At 34.9% G+C, this 19,492-nt stretch carries 16 protein-coding genes and 2 pseudogenes; 14 read left to right on the forward strand and 4 right to left on the reverse strand.

Annotation, left to right across the window (positions count from 1 at the left end; all coding sequences use genetic code 11):
* Positions 1 to 30: 30 nt before the first annotated feature.
* The 5 genes from LI112_RS07065 (at position 31) to LI112_RS07085 (ending at position 7,451) form a co-directional block, all read left to right on the forward strand.
* Positions 31 to 1,044, forward strand: coding sequence for a sensor histidine kinase (locus LI112_RS07065; RefSeq protein WP_227080750.1), 1,014 nt, complete (start codon positions 31 to 33; stop codon positions 1,042 to 1,044).
* Positions 1,045 to 1,151: 107 nt separating this feature from the next.
* Positions 1,152 to 3,017 carry an ABC transporter permease gene (locus LI112_RS07070; RefSeq protein WP_227080749.1) on the forward strand — a complete coding sequence of 622 codons (1,866 nt, stop codon included), beginning with the start codon at positions 1,152 to 1,154 and terminating at the stop codon, positions 3,015 to 3,017.
* A gap of 3 nt (positions 3,018 to 3,020) precedes the next feature.
* Positions 3,021 to 4,382 (forward strand): radical SAM protein, encoded by a 1,362-nt coding sequence (locus tag LI112_RS07075; protein WP_227080748.1) that lies wholly within the window; start codon positions 3,021 to 3,023, stop codon positions 4,380 to 4,382.
* A 684-nt stretch (positions 4,383 to 5,066) separates the two neighbouring features.
* Positions 5,067 to 6,689 carry an ABC transporter ATP-binding protein gene (locus tag LI112_RS07080; protein ID WP_227080747.1) on the forward strand — a complete coding sequence of 541 codons (1,623 nt, stop codon included), beginning with the start codon at positions 5,067 to 5,069 and terminating at the stop codon, positions 6,687 to 6,689.
* Positions 6,690 to 6,707: 18 nt separating this feature from the next.
* On the forward strand, positions 6,708 to 7,451 hold the full coding sequence (locus LI112_RS07085) for an ABC transporter ATP-binding protein (protein WP_306467820.1): 744 nt from the start codon (positions 6,708 to 6,710) through the stop codon (positions 7,449 to 7,451).
* Positions 7,452 to 7,575: 124 nt separating this feature from the next.
* Here LI112_RS07085 and LI112_RS07090 read toward each other — a convergent pair whose 3' ends face one another.
* Positions 7,576 to 9,819 (reverse strand): tetratricopeptide repeat protein, encoded by a 2,244-nt coding sequence (locus LI112_RS07090; RefSeq protein WP_227080763.1) that lies wholly within the window; start codon positions 9,817 to 9,819, stop codon positions 7,576 to 7,578.
* Positions 9,820 to 10,087: 268 nt separating this feature from the next.
* Here LI112_RS07090 and LI112_RS18150 point away from each other — a divergent pair, with 268 nt between their 5' ends.
* Positions 10,088 to 10,222 carry a hypothetical protein gene (locus LI112_RS18150; RefSeq protein ID WP_255646893.1) on the forward strand — a complete coding sequence of 45 codons (135 nt, stop codon included), beginning with the start codon at positions 10,088 to 10,090 and terminating at the stop codon, positions 10,220 to 10,222.
* A gap of 40 nt (positions 10,223 to 10,262) precedes the next feature.
* On the opposite strand, the gene LI112_RS07095 is transcribed toward LI112_RS18150, so the two are convergent.
* The gene (locus LI112_RS07095) at positions 10,263 to 10,871 is read right to left on the reverse strand and encodes a GNAT family acetyltransferase (protein WP_227080746.1); all 609 of its coding nucleotides are present in this window, start codon (positions 10,869 to 10,871) and stop codon (positions 10,263 to 10,265) included.
* Positions 10,864 to 11,049 (reverse strand): hypothetical protein, encoded by a 186-nt coding sequence (locus LI112_RS07100; RefSeq protein WP_117636859.1) that lies wholly within the window; start codon positions 11,047 to 11,049, stop codon positions 10,864 to 10,866. Before LI112_RS07100 ends, LI112_RS07095 begins: the two co-directional genes overlap by 8 nt.
* A gap of 267 nt (positions 11,050 to 11,316) precedes the next feature.
* On the opposite strand from LI112_RS07100, the gene LI112_RS07105 reads away from it, so the two are divergent.
* Both LI112_RS07105 and LI112_RS07110 read left to right on the forward strand, forming a co-directional pair.
* Complete coding sequence (locus tag LI112_RS07105) at positions 11,317 to 12,255, forward strand: IS982-like element ISRmsp1 family transposase (protein WP_227080745.1); 939 nt, start codon at positions 11,317 to 11,319, stop codon at positions 12,253 to 12,255.
* A gap of 207 nt (positions 12,256 to 12,462) precedes the next feature.
* Positions 12,463 to 14,142 carry a recombinase family protein gene (locus LI112_RS07110; protein ID WP_227190418.1) on the forward strand — a complete coding sequence of 560 codons (1,680 nt, stop codon included), beginning with the start codon at positions 12,463 to 12,465 and terminating at the stop codon, positions 14,140 to 14,142.
* A gap of 133 nt (positions 14,143 to 14,275) precedes the next feature.
* Here the strand turns inward: LI112_RS07110 and LI112_RS07115 are convergent, their stop codons facing one another.
* A complete protein-coding gene (locus LI112_RS07115; RefSeq protein WP_227190419.1) occupies positions 14,276 to 15,124 on the reverse strand; it encodes a site-specific integrase in 849 nt (282 codons plus the stop codon).
* 94 nt (positions 15,125 to 15,218) lie between these two features.
* Here LI112_RS07115 and LI112_RS18470 point away from each other — a divergent pair.
* The 6 genes and pseudogenes from LI112_RS18470 to LI112_RS18340 all read left to right on the forward strand — a co-directional run.
* Positions 15,219 to 15,761, forward strand: a pseudogene (locus LI112_RS18470) (N-acetylmuramoyl-L-alanine amidase); the annotation flags it as partial.
* A gap of 51 nt (positions 15,762 to 15,812) precedes the next feature.
* A pseudogene (locus tag LI112_RS18475) lies at positions 15,813 to 16,705 on the forward strand (glucosaminidase domain-containing protein); the annotation flags it as partial.
* Between the two features lie 113 nt (positions 16,706 to 16,818).
* Entirely contained in the window at positions 16,819 to 17,559 is a 741-nt protein-coding gene (locus tag LI112_RS07130; RefSeq protein WP_081021313.1) for a DUF5986 family protein, read from the forward strand.
* A 24-nt stretch (positions 17,560 to 17,583) separates the two neighbouring features.
* Positions 17,584 to 18,768 carry an ImmA/IrrE family metallo-endopeptidase gene (locus LI112_RS07135; protein ID WP_055171782.1) on the forward strand — a complete coding sequence of 395 codons (1,185 nt, stop codon included), beginning with the start codon at positions 17,584 to 17,586 and terminating at the stop codon, positions 18,766 to 18,768.
* Between the two features lie 64 nt (positions 18,769 to 18,832).
* Positions 18,833 to 19,066: a hypothetical protein gene (locus LI112_RS07140; protein ID WP_227190420.1), complete on the forward strand. Its 234-nt coding sequence runs from the start codon at positions 18,833 to 18,835 to the stop codon at positions 19,064 to 19,066.
* Positions 19,057 to 19,458: a recombinase family protein gene (locus LI112_RS18340; RefSeq protein ID WP_319638616.1), complete on the forward strand. Its 402-nt coding sequence runs from the start codon at positions 19,057 to 19,059 to the stop codon at positions 19,456 to 19,458. Before LI112_RS07140 ends, LI112_RS18340 begins: the two co-directional genes overlap by 10 nt.
* Positions 19,459 to 19,492 lie beyond the last annotated feature (34 nt).

Here is a 19,492-nt window from a genome sequence, read left to right on the forward strand (position 1 = left end):
ATAAAAAAATTAAAATAAGGATGGATGAAAATGATGAGATTTAAAGATTATTTTCTAAACAAGATTACTGAAATACTGGGTACATTTTTTGTACTTTTTATTATGCTGGAGTTTTTATATATTATTGGAAATACTTTCAGTGTGATATTTTTGATAGGAATAGTTGTTACAGGTATGACAATGATGAAATATTTGATGGATTGGTATAGAAAAAAAAGATACTTTGACATAATTGAAAAGCGGGTAAAAGATCTGAATGAACCTTGGTTAATTGCAGAACTTTTACCCGTTTCTTATCAAATAGAGGATCGGATATATCAAGAATTATTAAGAAAAATCGGAAGTAGTGCGATTGAAGAAATACATAAAATGGAAGATGAACAGAAAGAATATGAGGATTATATAGAACAATGGATTCATGAGGTGAAAACACCAATCACTTCTATACACTTAATGTTAGAAAATAGAATTCAAAATAATTTAGAATTAAAAAGAGATTTGAATATAGAACTTAGTAGGATTGAAAATGATATAGATCGTGCTTTATATTATGCTAGATCTGAACAGATATATAAGGATTATCTGATACAGAAATTAAATATTTGGAAGGTTCTTTCGAGGGCAGTTAATAAAAATCGTACTGTTGTGATGAACAGTTCCGTAGCAGTAGAGTTAAAATGCGATAAGGATATATATGTTTATGGCGATGAAAAATGGCTTGTTTTCATGATTACACAAGTATTGCTGAACGCAATTAAATATAAAAAAGAAAAAGATGCCAAAATAATTATGAGTGTAAAAAGAGAGAATGGCAAAATACTTTTAAAAATATTAGATAATGGTAAAGGGATAAAAAAAGAAGAGTTGCCAAGAATTTTTGATAAGGGGTTTACTGGAAGTAATGGAAGAGAAAATGAAAAGTCTACGGGTATGGGATTGTATCTAGTCTATAAACTATGTAAAAAGTTGGATATAGATATTAAAGCAGAGTCTATTTATGGAGAATTTACAGCTATTAAATTTACTTTCAATATAGTCAGATAAAGTGACAAAAATGTAAGATTGAGGTAAGAAAAATCAATAGGACTTTCATTATGTTACTGATATAATGATGCTGTCAACAAAGATAGGATAAAAGAAGAAGGGTGAATATGTTAAGTTTAACTGGATTAACATACCGTAATGTTAAGGAAAACATAGCAAGAGAACCAGTATATTTTTTTACTATGATATTAATAGAGGCTTTGATGTTTGCGTTTGATTCAATGCTTTTTTCAAAGGACGTTCAGCAAATATGTGAACAAAGTTTTGTTATGGATGTTTTAATCGGATTTGTAACAATTTTTATTGTTGCTGTAATGATTTGGCTGATTTTTTATATGATGCGTCAGTCGTTTAAATATCGTAGCAAAGAAATGTCTCTTTATATGCTGTTTGGACTTAAACAAAAAGAAATATTTAAAAATTACACAAAAGAAACAATATTAATGGCTCTTATAGCATTTGTTTTGGGAGTAGCAGCGGGAGAATTACTGAAACAATTTTTAATGGTTATTTTTTATCGAATGTTTCGACTGGATTATGTAATTGAAATGAATTTTTATTTTCAAGCAGTTATATTGACTGCTCTAATATATTTCTTTTGTTACGGAATTGCATTGGTCAAAATACGGAAAAAATTTTTAAATTCAACTATCTGCCAGCTTTGTGAATTAGAAAAAATCACCGAGAGAAAAGAAGAAATAAAAGCACATGTAACAAGAAAGTGGATTTTGTCTGGAAATCGTTTGTTTATCTGGAAATCGGTAGAGGCAGAAATAAAATCTATAAAAAGAGTGATTTTTTTTGTAGCCTTCCTTTTGATGATTTCAATAATTGGTAGTTCAATTGCCATGATGTATACAGATTATGAAAATAAGCAAATTGATGCAGAATACCCTTATGATTTTATGATATATCATGAGAATCCGAATTTGGATTTCCAGAAGGAAAAAGATATATTAAGTGATTCTGTTGGAATGCAGATGTATCATGAATATGTTATTTATGAAAATCAAAGTAGTTATATGAATGAGTGGTTATATACCAACTTAAAATTTTTCGGCAATGAACTTACAAATAAGGAAGGGGAATTTGATGAAAATAAATTGAAAATGGAAGAAGATTTTGATGTTTATTATAAATATGATACTTATATAAAACTAAGCGATTATAATTATTTATTGAAAATGATCGGCGAAAAAGAGATTACATTGAATAAAGATGAATATGTGCTTCAAATCAAGCGGAGGCTGGAACCTGAATTGTCGGATGCTATTCGCAATAGAGTAATTACATGTGAAAACCATAAATTACATTGTAAAAAGATATGTACTGTTGATTTTGAACAAAATGGACATAATGGAGCAGATTACATTTTAGTTCTTCCAGATGAAATTGTTGATAATATGACTCCATATTATTCTGTAATGGCAGCTACAACAAAAAGACCTGTAACTGAGGATATTACTGAAAAATTAGATGATTATGGTGGAAATTTTCATTATGGAAGCAATCATAGTATCTTGTATACAAGCCCGGTATTGGCAAAAAAAGAGGTAGAAATAACCTTAAAATCTACAGTTACAGCAGTGTTATTTCCTTTTGCTTATGTTAGCCTTGTATTCCTCTGTGTTACTATCTCACTTTTAGCTGCACATTTGATGAGTACAACAAAAGAAAGTAAAAAACGTTATGAACTGCTGATGAAAATTGGAATGACTCAAAAGGAGATTGATATTATTATTCATAAGCAATTAGCGATAGATTACTTAATTCCTTTGGTAATTTCGATTGTTCCGGGATGGCTTATATCAGTAAAAATAAGTACTCAGTTTATACTTGATACAGGATTACGTACATCATTCGGGCGTTATATTTGGCTGTCTCTTTTGTGGATACTTACGGTATATATTGTTTATTTTATAATAACAGATATATTTTTCAGAAGAAATATAAATTATGGAAAGGAAAGATAAATTATGAAACCATCATATTATAATTACGTTATTGAAAATAAAAATGGAAATGGAGATGCTTTATATTATAATATGCGAACCGGAAGTTTAGCGCATATGGAAGCAAAACATCACAAGGAATTTGTACAGTTTATTGAAACTGGAATAGAAATATCAGATGAGAAGTTTTTGGAGGAACTTAAATATTGTGGCTTTTTAATTGAAGATGATTTTGATGAAAAAAAGGATATAAAAATTCGGATGTTAAATTCAAGATATGATACATCTGTTTTATCATTAACGATTACACCGACAATGGCATGTAATTTCAGATGTACATATTGTTTTGAAAGTGGGCACTATAGCAATGGCCATATGTCGGAAGACACAGAAGAAAACATATGTAAAATGGTGGAACAAGAAGCGTCTCATTTGGAAAAGTTGGTTGTTACATGGTATGGTGGAGAGCCATTATTAGCTATTTCTCCAATAGAAAGATTGACAAAGAAGTTTAAGAAGATTTGCAAACGCTTTAATATCGAATATTCAGCAAGTATTATTACAAATGGATATTTGTTGACCGAGGACGTGTGTAACAAGCTATTGGACTTGGATATAACTGATGCTCAGATAACGTTGGACGGAGATGCTAAGATTCATAATTCAAGACGTCCTTTAGCAAATGGAGGAGGTACATACGAAAAGATTGTGGATAATTTGGATAAAATTCACGGGAAAATCGGAATTGCTATCCGCATCAATGTTGACAAAGAAAATCAGAATGAAGTACAGGCAGTTGTTGATGAACTTAAAAGAAAGGGAATATATGAAGACGTTTTTTGCTATCTTGGATTAGTTACAGCAACAAATGGCTCATGCTCAAATTGTGCATGTATGTCTTCTGAGAAATATTCAGAATTTAATTTGAATTTTTGGCTGAAGAACGATATGCCGTTGGCATCTTTATATCCTAAGCCAATGGGAAATTACTGTGGTGCGGATTATGCACAAGGCTACGTTATAGATGCACAAGGCAATATATATAAATGCTGGAGTGATGTAGGCGTTATGGATAGACGAATTGGAACGGTTCGAGATTGGGTGGAATCAACAAAAAAAATGCAGGTTAGTGCAGCTCAAACACAAAAGGTACTGGCAGAATATATGCTTTATGATCCAACAGAAGATGCCGTATGTAGTAGATGTAAATTTATGCCAATATGTTTTGGGGGATGTCCTCATAGCAGAATAGAAAATAATCAATTATGTGAGCAGTATCGTTATAATGTCGGTGAGTTTATGCAGGCATATGCAGATGCTGTATTGAAACAGGAAAGGGGAATGCATCATGAAAATTTTAGTGCAACCTGCGACTCGGAAATGTAGTTCGGATTCTTGTAATTATACCTGTCCAGTATATAATACAGGTGCTGAAGGATTAGAAGAACTTATTAAGAAGTTAGCTAAAAAGATACATAAAGGAGAAAATCATAGAGGAAAAGTTTGCTGGTATGGAAATTAATTACTTTATGAAAAATACTACAAGGAGGTAATTTTAATGGAAGTATTAAATGGTCCAGTAATGGCAGCAAGTGCAAAAGCTTGTCATGCAAAAGGCTGTAAAAAATACACATGTTTTTATCATATTTTTGGTAAATAAATCAAATGAAAATTTCTCAAAACATATTGGAGATATATCCTGCTGATATTTTATAATATGACAGAATATGAGAAAATTTGACAGGAAGGGATGAAAGTATATGGAAGTATTAAATGGTCCAGTAATGGCAACAAGTGCAAAAGCTTGTCATACAAAAGGTTGTAAAAAATACACATGTTTTTACCATATTTTTGGTAAATAAAGGTCAATGAAAGAAAGCGGAGGTCAATAATAATGGAAGTATTATCAGAACCATTAGAAGCAACAAGAAAAGCATCATGCCATACTAAGGGTTGCAAAAAATATACATGCTTCTATCATATAATTGGGAAATAAATAATAGAAAAAACTTATAGGTCAATGTTTCATAAGGGGCATTGACCTGTAACTATTTGATAAATGGAGAAAGAATGGATATTAAAAAACTTTTAAAAAATGAAATAATAAATTTAAAAAAGACTATTATTGCCTATATTTGTATAACTGTTTGTACAATGATATTACAACTTATTGTTCCTTATGTTAGCGGTATATATATTGATTCTTTAGTCGATAAACATTCTGCAATTATGGTATTTGTCGTAGCTATTGCATTTTTGAATATATTTTCGATTATGTTGGAATTTGGTATGACATATTTTATGACAAAGTTAAATAATACATTTTTATATAAATTATGTAATAAGATATTTCAAACGATATATAAAAGTTCTTTGACATTTTTTCAGAATAAAGATGCAGCTTTCTTGACAGATCAAATTACTGGAGATGCAGCAACAATTAGTGGATTTTTATTAAATGGGCTTCCGGATTTTACATATAATATAATTTTACTTGTAATTAGTGCCCTGTTTGTTATAAAAGCGGACATATTATTGGGAATAATTATTATTGTGACAATTCCGATATATTTTGTTGTATATAAGAAATTAGAAAATAGAATGTATCAAAATGAGCAAGAGTATAAAATGGCAGGGAATGAATATACAGCAAAGGGAATGGAGCAAATTCGTTGTACTCGGTTTGTTAAAGAAAATAGTGTCTCAAAAGAAATGGAAGATAGATTTGCCATATCATTTAGAAGAATGCTGAAGGGTGCTATTGGGCAAGTAAAAATTCAATATCTTTTTGCAAACATCAATCGGCTTATAATGGTATTTTGTTATTTAATGGTGCTTGCAATAGGTGGATATAATGTTATAAGTGGTAAAATATCCATAGGATATTTTACTATTATAACGAGCTACGTTAATATGATTTTATCCGCAGCGACAGATGTTATAGATTTTTCAGGAGACTATCCCAAAGTAAGAGTAGCTCTTGATCGTATGAATAAGGTTTTATCGGAGTGTTACAATTGTATTGAGCAGAACAAGGGATTGACAGAAGATAAGCTACCAATTGAAAGTATAAATTTAGAAAAAGTATCATTTTCATATGGGGAAAAGGTATTATTTAAAAATCTTTCTGCAAAATTTGAAAAAGGAAAGATTTATGGGATAGTTGGGGAAAATGGTGTTGGGAAATCAACATTATTAGATGTTATAGTTGGATTATATCCTGAAAAATACACAGGTAATATATATTATGATAATAAAAATATAAAAACACTAAACTGTGAAGAAGTTAGAAAAAGAGAGATTGCTTTTTTGAGTCAACAGATTGAGAGAATTAACATTTCCCCGAAAGAATATTTGCATTTTGGAATTGAGAATTATGATGTTATTAAAGAAAAAAAAATACTGGAATTGTTTTCATTAGATATTGATTCCAATATAATTCAAGAAGATAATATTATTCATTGTTCCGGTGGTGAAATGCAAAAATTGGAATTGGTTAGAAATTTTCAAAAAAATTGTACAGTAAAAATAATGGATGAACCTACAAATGGTTTGGATGTTGAAACTGTAAAGAGATTGGTTCATTTATTGGAAAAAGAAAAAAAAGATCATATATTCATTATAGTATCCCATGATAAAAGAGTATTGAATATTTGTGATGAAAAAATTGTAATAGAATGTAATTCTAAATAAATTATTAGAGGTGTATTTATGATGAGTGCATTTATAAAAATGGATAATATAGAGAAATATTATGAAAGTTCTGGAAATGTTACAAAAGCTATAGATCGAATTAGTTTTGAAATCAAGGAAGGGGAGTTTATAGGAATAATGGGTGAGTCTGGATCAGGCAAAACTTCCTTGCTCAATATACTTGGAACGGTAGATACAGCTACGGCTGGACACATTTATTTTGATGGAAAAGATATTACTAAAATGAGTGAAGATGAACGTGCAGAATTTAGAAAACAGAATTTAGGGTTTGTATTTCAAAATTTCAATCTATTAGATATGCTGACAATACAGGAAAATATTTATATTCCGTTGCTTTTAACTGGGAAAAAAGGGACGGATGTTATGCAGAAGACAGATAAGATTATGGAAATTTTGGAAATTAAAGCAATAGCAAATAAATATCCCTATCAAGTTTCTGGTGGGCAACAACAAAGGTGTGCATGTGCAAGAGCATTGGTCAATAATAGTCGTTTGATTTTAGCAGATGAGCCAACTGGAGCACTTGATGCACGGAATTCGGAAAAACTAATGGAGATGTTTACAGAAATAAATGAAAAATTTAAAACGACAATTGTAATGGTTACACATGATCCGTTTTCCGTTAGCTATTGTAATCATATTTTTTTCTTGAAAAATGGAAAAATTTCTTATGAACTATACAAAGGAGCAAGAGGCAAGGAGCAGTATTTAGCAGCCATTTTAGATGCACAAAACATTTAACTGAGAACGAGCAGAAGATACGGAGTTTTTCGTATCTTCTGCTACAATCGTTACTTAATAGAAAACAGATTAGTAATTCATTTTAGAATCGTTTGTAGTACATGTAATAGATGAATATATTTATTCAGTGTTTGGTTAGTAGAATACTTTTAGCCAGAGCAATCCCGGCTTGTGGATACAATTCCTGAATTTCTTTATATTTTTTTTCAATCAATTCGGGTTCGTCTGCCCATATATCCTCATAAATTTTCAAGGCTTTTTTAAAATGGGTTTTCGCTTGTGAAATATTTGCAGTGATCAGGCAGATACTTCCAAGGGATTCCTGTACCTGGGCATAATCCAAACAGTGGTTTGAATTATATTCTTTGATAATCTGTGCTAATTTTCGAAGAGCAGACAGGGCAAGGGCAGGTTCTTGCATTTCAGTTAATAGGACAGCGTAATTAGTAATCTGGGGAATACTGTCATTAGTATAAAGAAGCTGGTATTGTTCTAAAAGAGAAATCCCCATTTTCATGTGTTTTTTAGCCAGATCAAGCTGTCCGTTTATTCGGTAAAGTCCCCCAAGATTGGAATGGAGGTTGGAAACAAGGTGTGCATTTTCTTTTGTAGTTTCTTTTATTTGAGCAAGTGCTTCTTTTTCTAATTTTATCGCTTTTTCTGTTTTGGGTTCCAGAGTTGCCTGATAATCCAATAGTAAGGCACGGTCAGATGCAGTCCCGTAAGTATTTGCTTTTATAAAATGCTGTAGTTCCTGGATGATTTTTTTCATACCCTTTTGATAGTGGTACTTCTCCATATATGGAAAAACATCTTCTAAAAATAACAGGTATTGGGGAATATCGTCCTTTTCAATGAAAAGCATGATGTTTTCTACTGTTTGAAATAATTTTTTATAATAGCTAACTTCAATGCCATGCATCAAACATATTTTTTGCAAAGAATCCAATAACGTGTGGCAGTTTGTAACAGAAGGTGCGGTCTCGGAAACTGCAATTTCCTGAATCATTGGATGCAGAGAAATAGTATGCCGGAGGCTTGACTGTACAAAACCTGTCTCGATCAGATCATTCACGTCATTTAAAGTAGACAGCTCCAGCCATTTGGAAAATATACGGGCAGAAATACCAGATGAAGGCAAAAAACACATATTGCACATAATATCCCGTTGTTTCCGTGATAAGGAGTATAACGAAAACAGGGTATGGATATGGTTGTAATAGGTGGCATTACTGCTCTGACCATCTTTCATTACTTTAATTTTATCTTCATTATGAAGAGAAGCCTTTTCCTCTTGAAGTTTTATCAATAATTGATGCGGAGCTAAAATTCCATTTTCCAGAAGTTTTGCTGCCAGTTCTACAGCAAAAGTATGGTAGTGTACAGTTTCTATGATTTTTTCTACGATTGCCCGGTGCTCTTCGGCTTCCGAATAAAAGGAAGATACCAGTTGAAACAGGCTGGATGATTCTTTAATCTCTTTTAAGTGCAGGGTACAGTAACTATCGAATTTGCTTCTTGTTGTAAAAAGAATCCGGCAGCGGTATTTTAACATTACGGACAAAAAGGAGTCCTGTGTTGCGGTTGCATTGAAGTTGTCTATGATGATTAAAGTATCATCTTTCAAAGAACGAAGGAAACGGTTGTGTTTTCGGAAACGTTCTTCTTCGGTATCTTCCGGTAAATCATCAGCAAAATCCATATCCGTAACAGATTGATGTAAATCTCCGGCATATTCAAAATACAGGATGTTTGTGTAATGCTTTTTATAGTACTTTGCATAGGATTTTGCCAGTTCGCTTTTCCCGATTCCGGCAATTCCGTAAAGAAATGCTTTGCTATTATCTTCCAGAAGGGAATGTAATTCTGTTGTTTCATCTTCTCTCCCTACAAAATGGCGGCATGGTCTTGGGACTTCACTATCCATAATATAATCCAGTACCATTGGTGAGAGGGAACCACCTGCGATCAATTTCTGGTTTTTGGTATCACGTTTAATAAACGGGCGTTCCATACCGAAAGAAATCAGTTTTGCCAAAAACAGCAGACGTAAATCGGCAGGTTTGTATAGAGGAGCAAGTTCTGCTTTTTTGGCTTCAGAAATTGAAGAATCCTGGATAAATAAGGTATAAATATCTTGAAGTGTTCTGCTGTAGTCTGCCATTAGTGGAAGAATATTTTGTTGTATGTTTTTTGCCAGTTTTTCCTGATTGCTTGGTTTTGCATAAAAAGAAGATATTTTGGGACTGATTTTCGCCTGACCTGTCATCCAGCGGCAAACCAGACCATTATCCAAAGTAAATTCTTTGTTTTCAGGACTGTCTAAAAAATCTTCAAATATTTCGTATAAAAACTCAGGCTGGCTCATCTGATTGCTTTCACTGATTTGGTTTTTTAAATATGTCATTATCGAACTAAAATCACAACGATCCAATAGGCATTTCCTCTTTTCTATAGATTAAATTAAGTGAACAGGTTTGAATAAGTATATCATACCACGAACATATATTCGGTTCAAGATAAATAGAGATTTTCGTTACATGATTTTCTCAATTTACGGTCAATTCCGGTTCAATGTTGTTTATGAAGAAATTCTGTAAAATAAGCTCAGATTAAAACAATGACAGGAGGAGCTTATGCAACAGAATATTGAATTTGAGCGGTGCATTGATTTTCTGGTACGGATGATTGATAAGTACGGCGATGAAGTCCTCCGGGAGTTGGAGGAAGAAAAACAGAATAAAGAAGAAAAAGAAGCGGCAGTTTCCTGAAATACTAAATGTAAATCAGACTGCCGCTTTTTATGTGTTTTCAGATGAATTTCAAAAGCTGATATAGAGTGTGAGGTTCATTGTTCTGGGAAGCGGTAATACGGGTATCAAATGGCTTGAAATGATTTTGTGTATAAAAGCTCAGAAGAAATTCATTATCTTCGCATTCAAGAAATTCCATAACGCCGCCTACGGAATATTTGAGACCGGATATGGTTTCCAGTGCAAATCCCAGCAGGATGTTTCCAGGGATTCGTTTTTCCTTTGGTAGAGAATAGTTCTTTCCTAACTGTGCAATCAGGTAAGCTGCTGTGTTGTAAGACTGTGTTTCTTCATCCAGAATACTGACACGGGACAGCTTCTTTGCCATCGTCTTACTGATATTTGAAGCCCGGACAGATATTGGCTTTACTGTAAGAGAAAAATAGCCGACCAGTGAAGCATCTTCGGCATCGAATACCAGATAAGTGATAGATTGATCTTTTTTGGTAAACTCAACCGCATTATGTAATAAAAAGTATTCCACATCGGGATTTTTGGGACAAGAAAAATCGGAGAGCAAGTCGTAAAGACTTTCCTCTCCGATATATGTCGGTTCGTCTTTATCCAAATATGCCCGAATATTAACGGTAAAATATTTATCAGACATGTTTTTTCTTCCTTTTTGACATTAAAGCTAAGATTTCCTGTGGGTTTGTTAACTGACGTCCGGGAAGTGCCTGCTTTGGTGTGCGGTCACGATCGGCTTCGTCAATCGCTGCGACAAAACGCTTTACACTATTTGGATTGGATACGACAAAATTATGAGTAATACTTGAAGTAGCCATACTAACACCTCCTCTATTTCTGGCTTTTTGTGTATTTATAGTATATGCAATGTGTGATAAAAACACAATATCAAAAACTGAAATAATTTCTAAATAATTTTCAAGCAAGATATTTATTAGATGCTTCCGGTAAGCGGACGATATTTTGATAACAGATATGCTCTGTATCTAATTTAACTTGTTGTGCTAGATAAAATAAAATATAAAGAAACTTCAACAAAATATGCTATCCTTTTTGTAGGGAATACAACGAAAGGAGGCATCATTATGTTGAAGTTCCAAGATAATAATACCATTGTTATTGCAACTTTTGAAGACTTTATTTTAACCGCTTACGTTATTATTGACGAATTGTATCATCAGTTTGCACCTCCAGAAGTTACCAGACGACGGCATATCCTGAATGCAAAATTATCTGACTCAGAAATCATTACTATCAGTCTCTGCGGAGAATTGGCAGGCGTTGATTCTGAGAATGCATGGTTTTCTTTTGTGAAACGAAACTACAGGCATCTTTTTCCGCAGCTTTGCAGCAGAAGTCGTTTTAACAGAACGAGACGCGCCCTGATGCAGACAACAGAATTGTTACGACAAAAAATGATTTCCGTATTCCCAATTCCAGTCAGTTCCTATTACATCGTCGATAGTTTTCCACTTGCAGTCTGTAAATTTGGACGTGCACGATATTGTAAAGCATTTCGTGGCCATGGTGCTGATTATGGAAAATGTCCTTCCAAAAAAGAAACCTATTATGGATATAAAGTACATGCATTAATTACATTAGAAGGATACATTGCATCATTTGAGATCACACCGGCATCTACAGATGATCGTGAAGGATTACGTGATCTGGCAGACCATTGGTCTAATGTTACAATTTTAGCGGATAAAGGCTATGTTGGAAAAAACATGAAACAGGAAATGCAGGAAAAAAATATCTGTCTTTTTGCTCTGAAACGTTCCAACAGTAAGGAAAATTGGCCGAAATCCGTACGTCAGTTAATATTCAAACTGAGAAGGCGGGTAGAAATCGTATTCTCTCAATTGAGTGGTCAGTTAAATGCAGAAAGAGTGTTAGCCAAAAGCTTTCAGGGGTTATGTACCCGTCTGGTTAATAAAGTACTGGCATACAATCTCTGTATTGCATTGAATAGTATTTTCGGTGAAACCTGTGAACTTGGAAAAATCAAAAAATTGATATTCTAAAAATTTTATTTTTTAATATCTGTAAGGATTCTTTGCGGTTTTACAGGTTTTCACATAATCTATTTGAAGTAGCACAATAGGTTAATTTAATTATACAATTGACAGAGAAATGCGTCAACACGGAAAATAAGTATTGAAAAGAATTGGAATAAGTACTAAAATAAAGTTGGGACAATAAAACAAGGATACTATATATGGGAGAAGACTATGAAGAATATAAAAATTAAATGTGATATCTATACCAGAGTATCCACAACCATGCAGGTAGATGGATACAGTCTGGATGCTCAGAAAGAAAAATTAAGGCGTTATGCAGAATTTCAAAATATGGAAATCGTAAATGAGTATTCCGATGAAGGTAAGTCTGGAAAGAGCGTAGAGGGTAGACCAGAATTTCAGAGAATGTTGGATAATATTGAGAATGGAACAGATGAGGTACAGTTTGTACTGGTGTTCAAGCTTTCCAGATTCGGTCGTAATGCGGCAGATGTGTTAAACTCTCTGCAAAGAATGCAGGATTTTGGAGTGAATCTGATTTGTGTTGAGGATGGGATTGACAGCTCCAAAGATAGTGGAAAGCTGATGATTTCCGTTCTGTCTGCGGTGGCAGAGATTGAAAGGGAAAATATCCTTGTCCAGACAATGGAGGGACGTAAACAGAAAGCCAGAGAAGGGAAATGGAACGGTGGATTTGCTCCATATGGCTATGAACTGGTAAATGGAGAATTACAGATTGCAGAGGATGAAGCAGAGGTCATACGTCTGATTTATGATAAATTTATTCATACGAATATGGGAATTGCTGCGATCGCCATATGGCTGAATCAGCATGGATATAAAAAGAAAAAGAGACAGAATAATACACTGGATGCATTTGCCGCTTCTTTTATAAAAGGTGTTTTGGACAATCCGGTTTACTGTGGAAAACTGGCTTACGGACGAAGAAAGAATGAAAAGGTTGCTGGAACACGAAATGAATACCGTATTGTAAAACAGGAGAATTATATGTTATATGATGGTATTCATGAAGGGATTATCTCAGAGACAGATTGGGAACTGGCACATCAGAAAAGGGTAAAAAATGGAGTGAAATATGAGAAGATCCATAGCTTAGATCATGAACATATTTTATCCGGAATCTTGAAATGTCCGCTATGTGGAAGTGGAATGTATGGAAATGTGAACCGAAAGAAAAAGAAAGATGGAACTTTGTATAAGGATTATTTTTATTATGCCTGCAAACACCGTCGTTTAATGAATGGTCACAGATGTGATTACCATAAGCAATGGAGCGAGGATAAGGTCAATAATGCAGTTGAAGAGGTTATCCGGAAACTGGTACAGAATCCCAAATTTGAAGAAGCGATCCGAAAAAAAATCGGTTCAAGGATTGACACAGATGAAATTGAAAGAGAAATCGAAAATTTGGAAAAACAGCATAGGCAGTTGACAGGAGCAAAGGCAAGGCTAGGCCAACAGATGGATAACCTGGATATCATGGACAAATTTTATGAAAAGAAATATCAGGATATGGAGACAAGGTTATATCGGCTGTATGATGAAATTGAAGGCGTGGAAAATAGCATAGAAGAAGTTAAAAAGCGTTTGCTGAATATCCAGCAGCAGAAAATATCAGAAGAAAACGTCTATCAATTCCTTTTATATTTTGATAAACTATATGATAAGTTCACCGACTTGGAGAAGAAAGAATTTCTCAACAGCTTTGTAGAACGTGTGGACATTTACGATCAGGAGCAGCCGGATGGCAGATTCCTGAAGCACATAAAGTTCCGTTTTCCGGTGTATTTTGGAGACAGGGAAACACAGAAACTTTGTTGGGACAACGAAAGTACCGTTGAAACTGTGTGCCAACTTTGCCGTAAATAAGCGATTTTCAGTATTGAAATACTGGAAGTTCAGTCTATTTGCCACCTATTTGCCACCGAGAAAATATAAAACGTGTAAATTATAACAGAACGGTTGAACCACTCTGAACTTGCCGGAGGGTTCAACCGTTTTTTTATGAGCGTAATGCCTGTTCAAACACATCGACTGCTTTTTGCTGCATCACATCTGTATTAAATGTATACGTCTGCAAGGTTGTTTTGATATCCTTGTGACCCAATCTTTCCATTACTGTTTTTGGGTTGACACCGTTTTCAGCCAAGATCGTGCCGTGCGTGTGTCGTAGACAATGAGAATGAAAAAGAGGGTTTCCCAATTCATAATGTATTACTCTGGCATAGTACTTGAATGATTCCGGTGTAACCAATATGCCAGTATCCTTTACGCATAAGGGATGAAATTCCTTGTATGCAACGTCAATATCAGCTCTGATTTGAGTTAATGAATTGTCAGGGAGGACATATGTTTTCATGTAAGGGCCGCCATATTTCAGTTGGTTTAATTTGCGCTGTTTAATAGCATATTTCAATTCTTTTTCCAATGTTCTACCTATCTTAATGATACGATAGGAATCATATTTTGGTGGTTTGACATACCAGGTCTTTTCGATTTTATCCATCTGTCTTCTGATATATATTTCATGCTTCTCAAAATCGATATCTTCAAATAGATCGATAGCAAATGTTTCACTGATCCTAGTTCCAATATTATATGGAACTACTAGTGAAAGGTGAAAATAGTTATCTCTTGGAAAGCGTTTTAGGATTTCATCATATTCTTTTTTTGAACAAATATACTCAGTATGAGCTTTCTTATCAATATCAATGGGCATTTTTCCGATTTTTACAGGAGTACAAGGATTTGCCTGGATATAATTCAGCGGGAGTATAGCATAATTCAACGCACCCTGCAGGCAAGTCAAGGTATTCTTGATCATACTTTTAGACAATCCTTTTAATTTCATGTTGCCCTTATCGGACTTCCGGTTCCAAAGAAGCTGAAAGAGGTATTGGAGCAGCTGCACGAAGAAGCGGATGAGAAAAAGGAGGATGAGTAACATGGCAGTAAAGGTATGTCTGGACGCAGGGCATTACGGTAAATACAACCGCAGCCCTGCGGTTTCGTCTTATTATGAATCGGACATGACTTGGAAATTCCATAATTACCTTAAGAAGGAGTTGGAGGCATTTGGTATCGGTGTGGTAACCACAAGGACAAATCAGAATACGGACAGAGCATTGTATGAAAGAGGTGCGGCTTCCAAAGGCTGTAACCTCTTTATTTTTGTCCATTCCAACGCTGTAGGGAACGGTGTAAACGAGAGTGTGGACTATCCGGTTGCATATGTCCTTTTAAATGGAAGCAGCATGGATATTGGTCTAAAGTTGGCAAAGGTTGTGGAAGCAGTGATGGGAACTGCCCAGAGTGGAAGAACCGCAACACGTCAGGGGACAAACGGAGAATACTATGGAGTGCTTCGTGGAGCAAATGCGGTAGGAACACCGGGTATTATTCTGGAGCATTCATTCCATACCAACACAAGAGCAACAAAATGGCTTTCCAGTGACAGTAATCTGCAGAAGCTCGCCAAAGCGGAAGCAGAATGTATTGCTTCCTATTATGGAGTAACGAAAAAGGAAGAAACTAATCTTACAAAGATTATGGGTAATGCGGTGTCAACCGTGGAACAGATGACCACCTATATTAAAGCAAAGAATCCTGATGTTGCACAGTCGGTTATCGACATGATTCTGCTTTACCTTTCAGAAGGCAAGGCAGAGGGTGTCCGTGGTGATATTGCCTTTGCACAGTCTTGTCTGGAAACAGGTAATTTCGGATTTTCTGGTTCTGCAGTAACGCTCGACCAGAATAACTTCTGTGGTATGGGAGTGACGTCTAATGGAATGAAGGGAAATTTCTTTGATACACCACAGCTTGGTATCAGGGCGCAGGTTCAGCATTTGAAAACCTATGCTTCACAGTGGATTTGAAGAATGAATGCGTTGATCCACGCTTCAAGTATGTCGCAAGAGACTGTGCGGAATATGTGGAGTGGCTTGGACAGAAAGAAAATCCAGCCGGAAAAGGATGGGCAGCAGGAGCCGGATATGGTGCAAAGATTATTACAATCTTAAATGCTATGATTGGAATTAAGAGCGAGGCAGCAGAACCGGAGGAAGTCTGGTACCGTGTGCGTAAGACATGGGCAGATTTTGACACGCAGAAAGGTGCATTCCATAGTTTGGAAAATGCCAAGAGGTGTGCAGATGAAAATGAAGGATATTCCGTATTTGATGAATCCGGTAAAGTGATTTATTCCAATGATACATTTACACCGTATCTTGTGAGAGTATCCATCGAAGATTTGAACATCCGCAAGGATCCGGGAACAGACTACGACAAAATAGGTAAGTACACCGGAAAAGGTGCTTTCACTATTGTGGAAGAAGCAGAAGGCAAGGGTGCGAGCCTTTGGGGGCTTCTGAAATCTTATCAGAAAAATCGTGATGGATGGATTTCACTGGATTATGTTCACAGGATTTAGTTATTAACATTGGAATATACAAATTAAAAAGAAAACGAAGCACCACTTGACAAAAATAATATTTTATGTAAAAATTAAAAACAGAATAAAGTCAGGAGGTAATTTTGTTGGACATGAATAGAAATACTCAAATTGTAATCAATGATGATTTACTCAGAAAAATTGTTTATTGCATTGAGAAAGCTATCGGGGATGATTTGCAACAATATTTAAGAGAAAATCATCGGGAAACTAATAATGCGATTATACTTCTAAGAGGGGACAATATCAATACAAACTTAAGAACACATGTGGTGAAAGATGATATCGATCTTGTTCCTTTCCAGAGGTATGGTTGGTCTGGAAGAATGGTCATTGATCGAAAAGAGCATATTACCTATTCGATAATGACAGAAGGTACATTGTCTGGCGTTCCCAAAAAGAAAAATCGTGAAAATCCACACTATTTACAATCAGTTCTTTATGTCGAAAATAAGGATTGTATTGCGAAAGAAAGACAAATGACATTAGAAGATTTTGGAATCACGATTTTTGATACAGATGTGTTGGAACAGGATTTTGAAAAAATTAGTCAGGGAATGATTAATGTAGAAGAAGATTATAAACATTATATTATTGCATATAAAGCGGAGAATGGGGAAATCAAAGATATTAAACTGCGGTTTTTAGATAAAGATTTTAATATTGTAGATGAAGCGTCTCTTATGCAATATATTAAACCAGACTTTGCACGGCTTACAGATATTGGGCCTTCAGAAGATACAGACGAAGATGCGAAGCCGGATAAGAAGGGCTTAGTTGCTATAAAGAGTGGTATAAAGCCAAAACTTCGGGAAATCGAGAAAAAGGCCTGAAAATAAATTCAGGAGATATTGATTATGATAGAAAAAAAGTTTTACGGTGAGAGATTAAGAAGTGCAAGAATGTATAGAGGGTTGACGCTTACTGAATTAGCGAAGCGGACTGAAATCAGTAAGCAGTCAATTTCCTTATATGAGAATGATAATAACACACCAGATTATATGAAAGTTAGGCTCTTGGCATCAGAGCTTAACTTTCCGTATGATTACTTTTTTCAAAAGGATAGTTATGCTGCAAAAACAGAAACAACCTATTTTCGTTCATTGGCAAGTGCTACAAAGAAAGATAGAACAGCGCAGAGTATTAAGTTGGAATATGTAGCAAAAATGTATGAGATACTTTTGGAATTCATTTCATTTCCTGAAATGAATTTACCAAGTGTTGATTTTGTAGGATGTGATGATGTATTTGAGTGTGAGAACGAGGATGCAATTCAAGAAATAGAGGATATTGCTGCTCAGGTAAGAAAATATTGGGATATTGGTACTGGACCAATAAAGGATTTACAGTATCTTTTAGAAAAAAATGGAATAATTGTAACGGGATTTGATACCAACGAAGATAAAATAGATGCGTTTAGTCAGCGAACTATAGTGGCGGGAAATGATATTTATTTTATTGCAGTTGCATTAGGAAACAGACCAGAAGGCAGAATTCGCTTTGACATGGCTCATGAGTTGGGACACATATTATTGCATCCATGGAGTGAGGATCTGGAAGCTATAACAAAAGATGAGTTTAAAGCAAGAGAACGTCAGGCGAACATGTTTGCGAGTGCATTTTTGTTACCTAAAGACAGCTTTGGTAAAGACATTGCTTCATATCCTACAGATTTAAAATATTATCAGTTCTTAAAAAATAAGTGGAAGGTATCTATTCAGGCAATGATTTACCGGACACACCAGTTGGGCATTATGTCTGATAACCAGTATCAGTATTTAATGCGTCAAGTTTCAAAAAATGGGTGGAGAATTAAAGAACCTGGCGATGTACCATATTCCTTGAATGAAAATATATTTCAAGGAGCCATTGATTTACTGATAGAGCAAAATGTACTTACGGCGAAAGAAATATTGGATTTATTCAAAAAAAATGGAGTGACTTTATATCCAGAAGATATGGAGGAACTTCTTCATTTGCGTCCAGATACCTTAAAGGTAGAGGAAAAAGTTGTACCAATATTGCAGTTGCGAAAAAAATAAGTGATTAGTATGAAAAGATCAGGCGAAATGTCTGGTCTTTTTTTATCGAATAAGTTTGGACAGAGTGGAAAAAGAGTGGGTGGAAACCGCAGCAAAGAAGATAGATGTGGTGGTTACCATGAGGGCTGCCACGATTGCCCGTAACTGGGGACAGTTTATGGAGTTCATGCTGATTTGCAGTAAGAAAAATGTGGATGTGGTGTGCATTGACAAGGTAGAGGATGCACAAGCCATTTTCCGAAGGATTCAGGAGTTCCAGAAAAGGTTTTTTGAAGGAAGTGATGTAACGTGCGAGTAAAAGTGATTAACAAACGACCAGCTTCGGTCTTACAAAAGAAAAGGGTTTGTGCTTATGCCAGAGTTTCCACAGATAGCAGAAGACAGGAAGACTCTCTTGAAAATCAGATGGAAACCTATGAGAGACTGATTACCGGAAATCCAGAATATGAATTTATCGGAGTATTTGCTGATCAAGGCATATCCGGTTATTGTGAGAACCGACCACAGTTCCAGAGAATGATGGAGAAGGCAAGGGCAGGAGAGATTGACCTGATTATTACAAAATCTATATTGAGGTTTGCGAGAAATACCGTCACCGTTCTAAAGTTCGCAAGAGAACTGAAGGAACTGGGTGTCGGTATTTTTTTGAAGAACAGAACATTAACACTCTATCAGGGGACGGTGAGATGATGCTTGCCGTCCTCGCTTCTTTTGCTCAGGAAGA

Source organism: Blautia sp. 210820-DFI.6.14, from assembly GCF_020558815.1.
GTDB classification, from domain to species: domain Bacteria; phylum Bacillota; class Clostridia; order Lachnospirales; family Lachnospiraceae; genus Blautia_A; species Blautia_A obeum.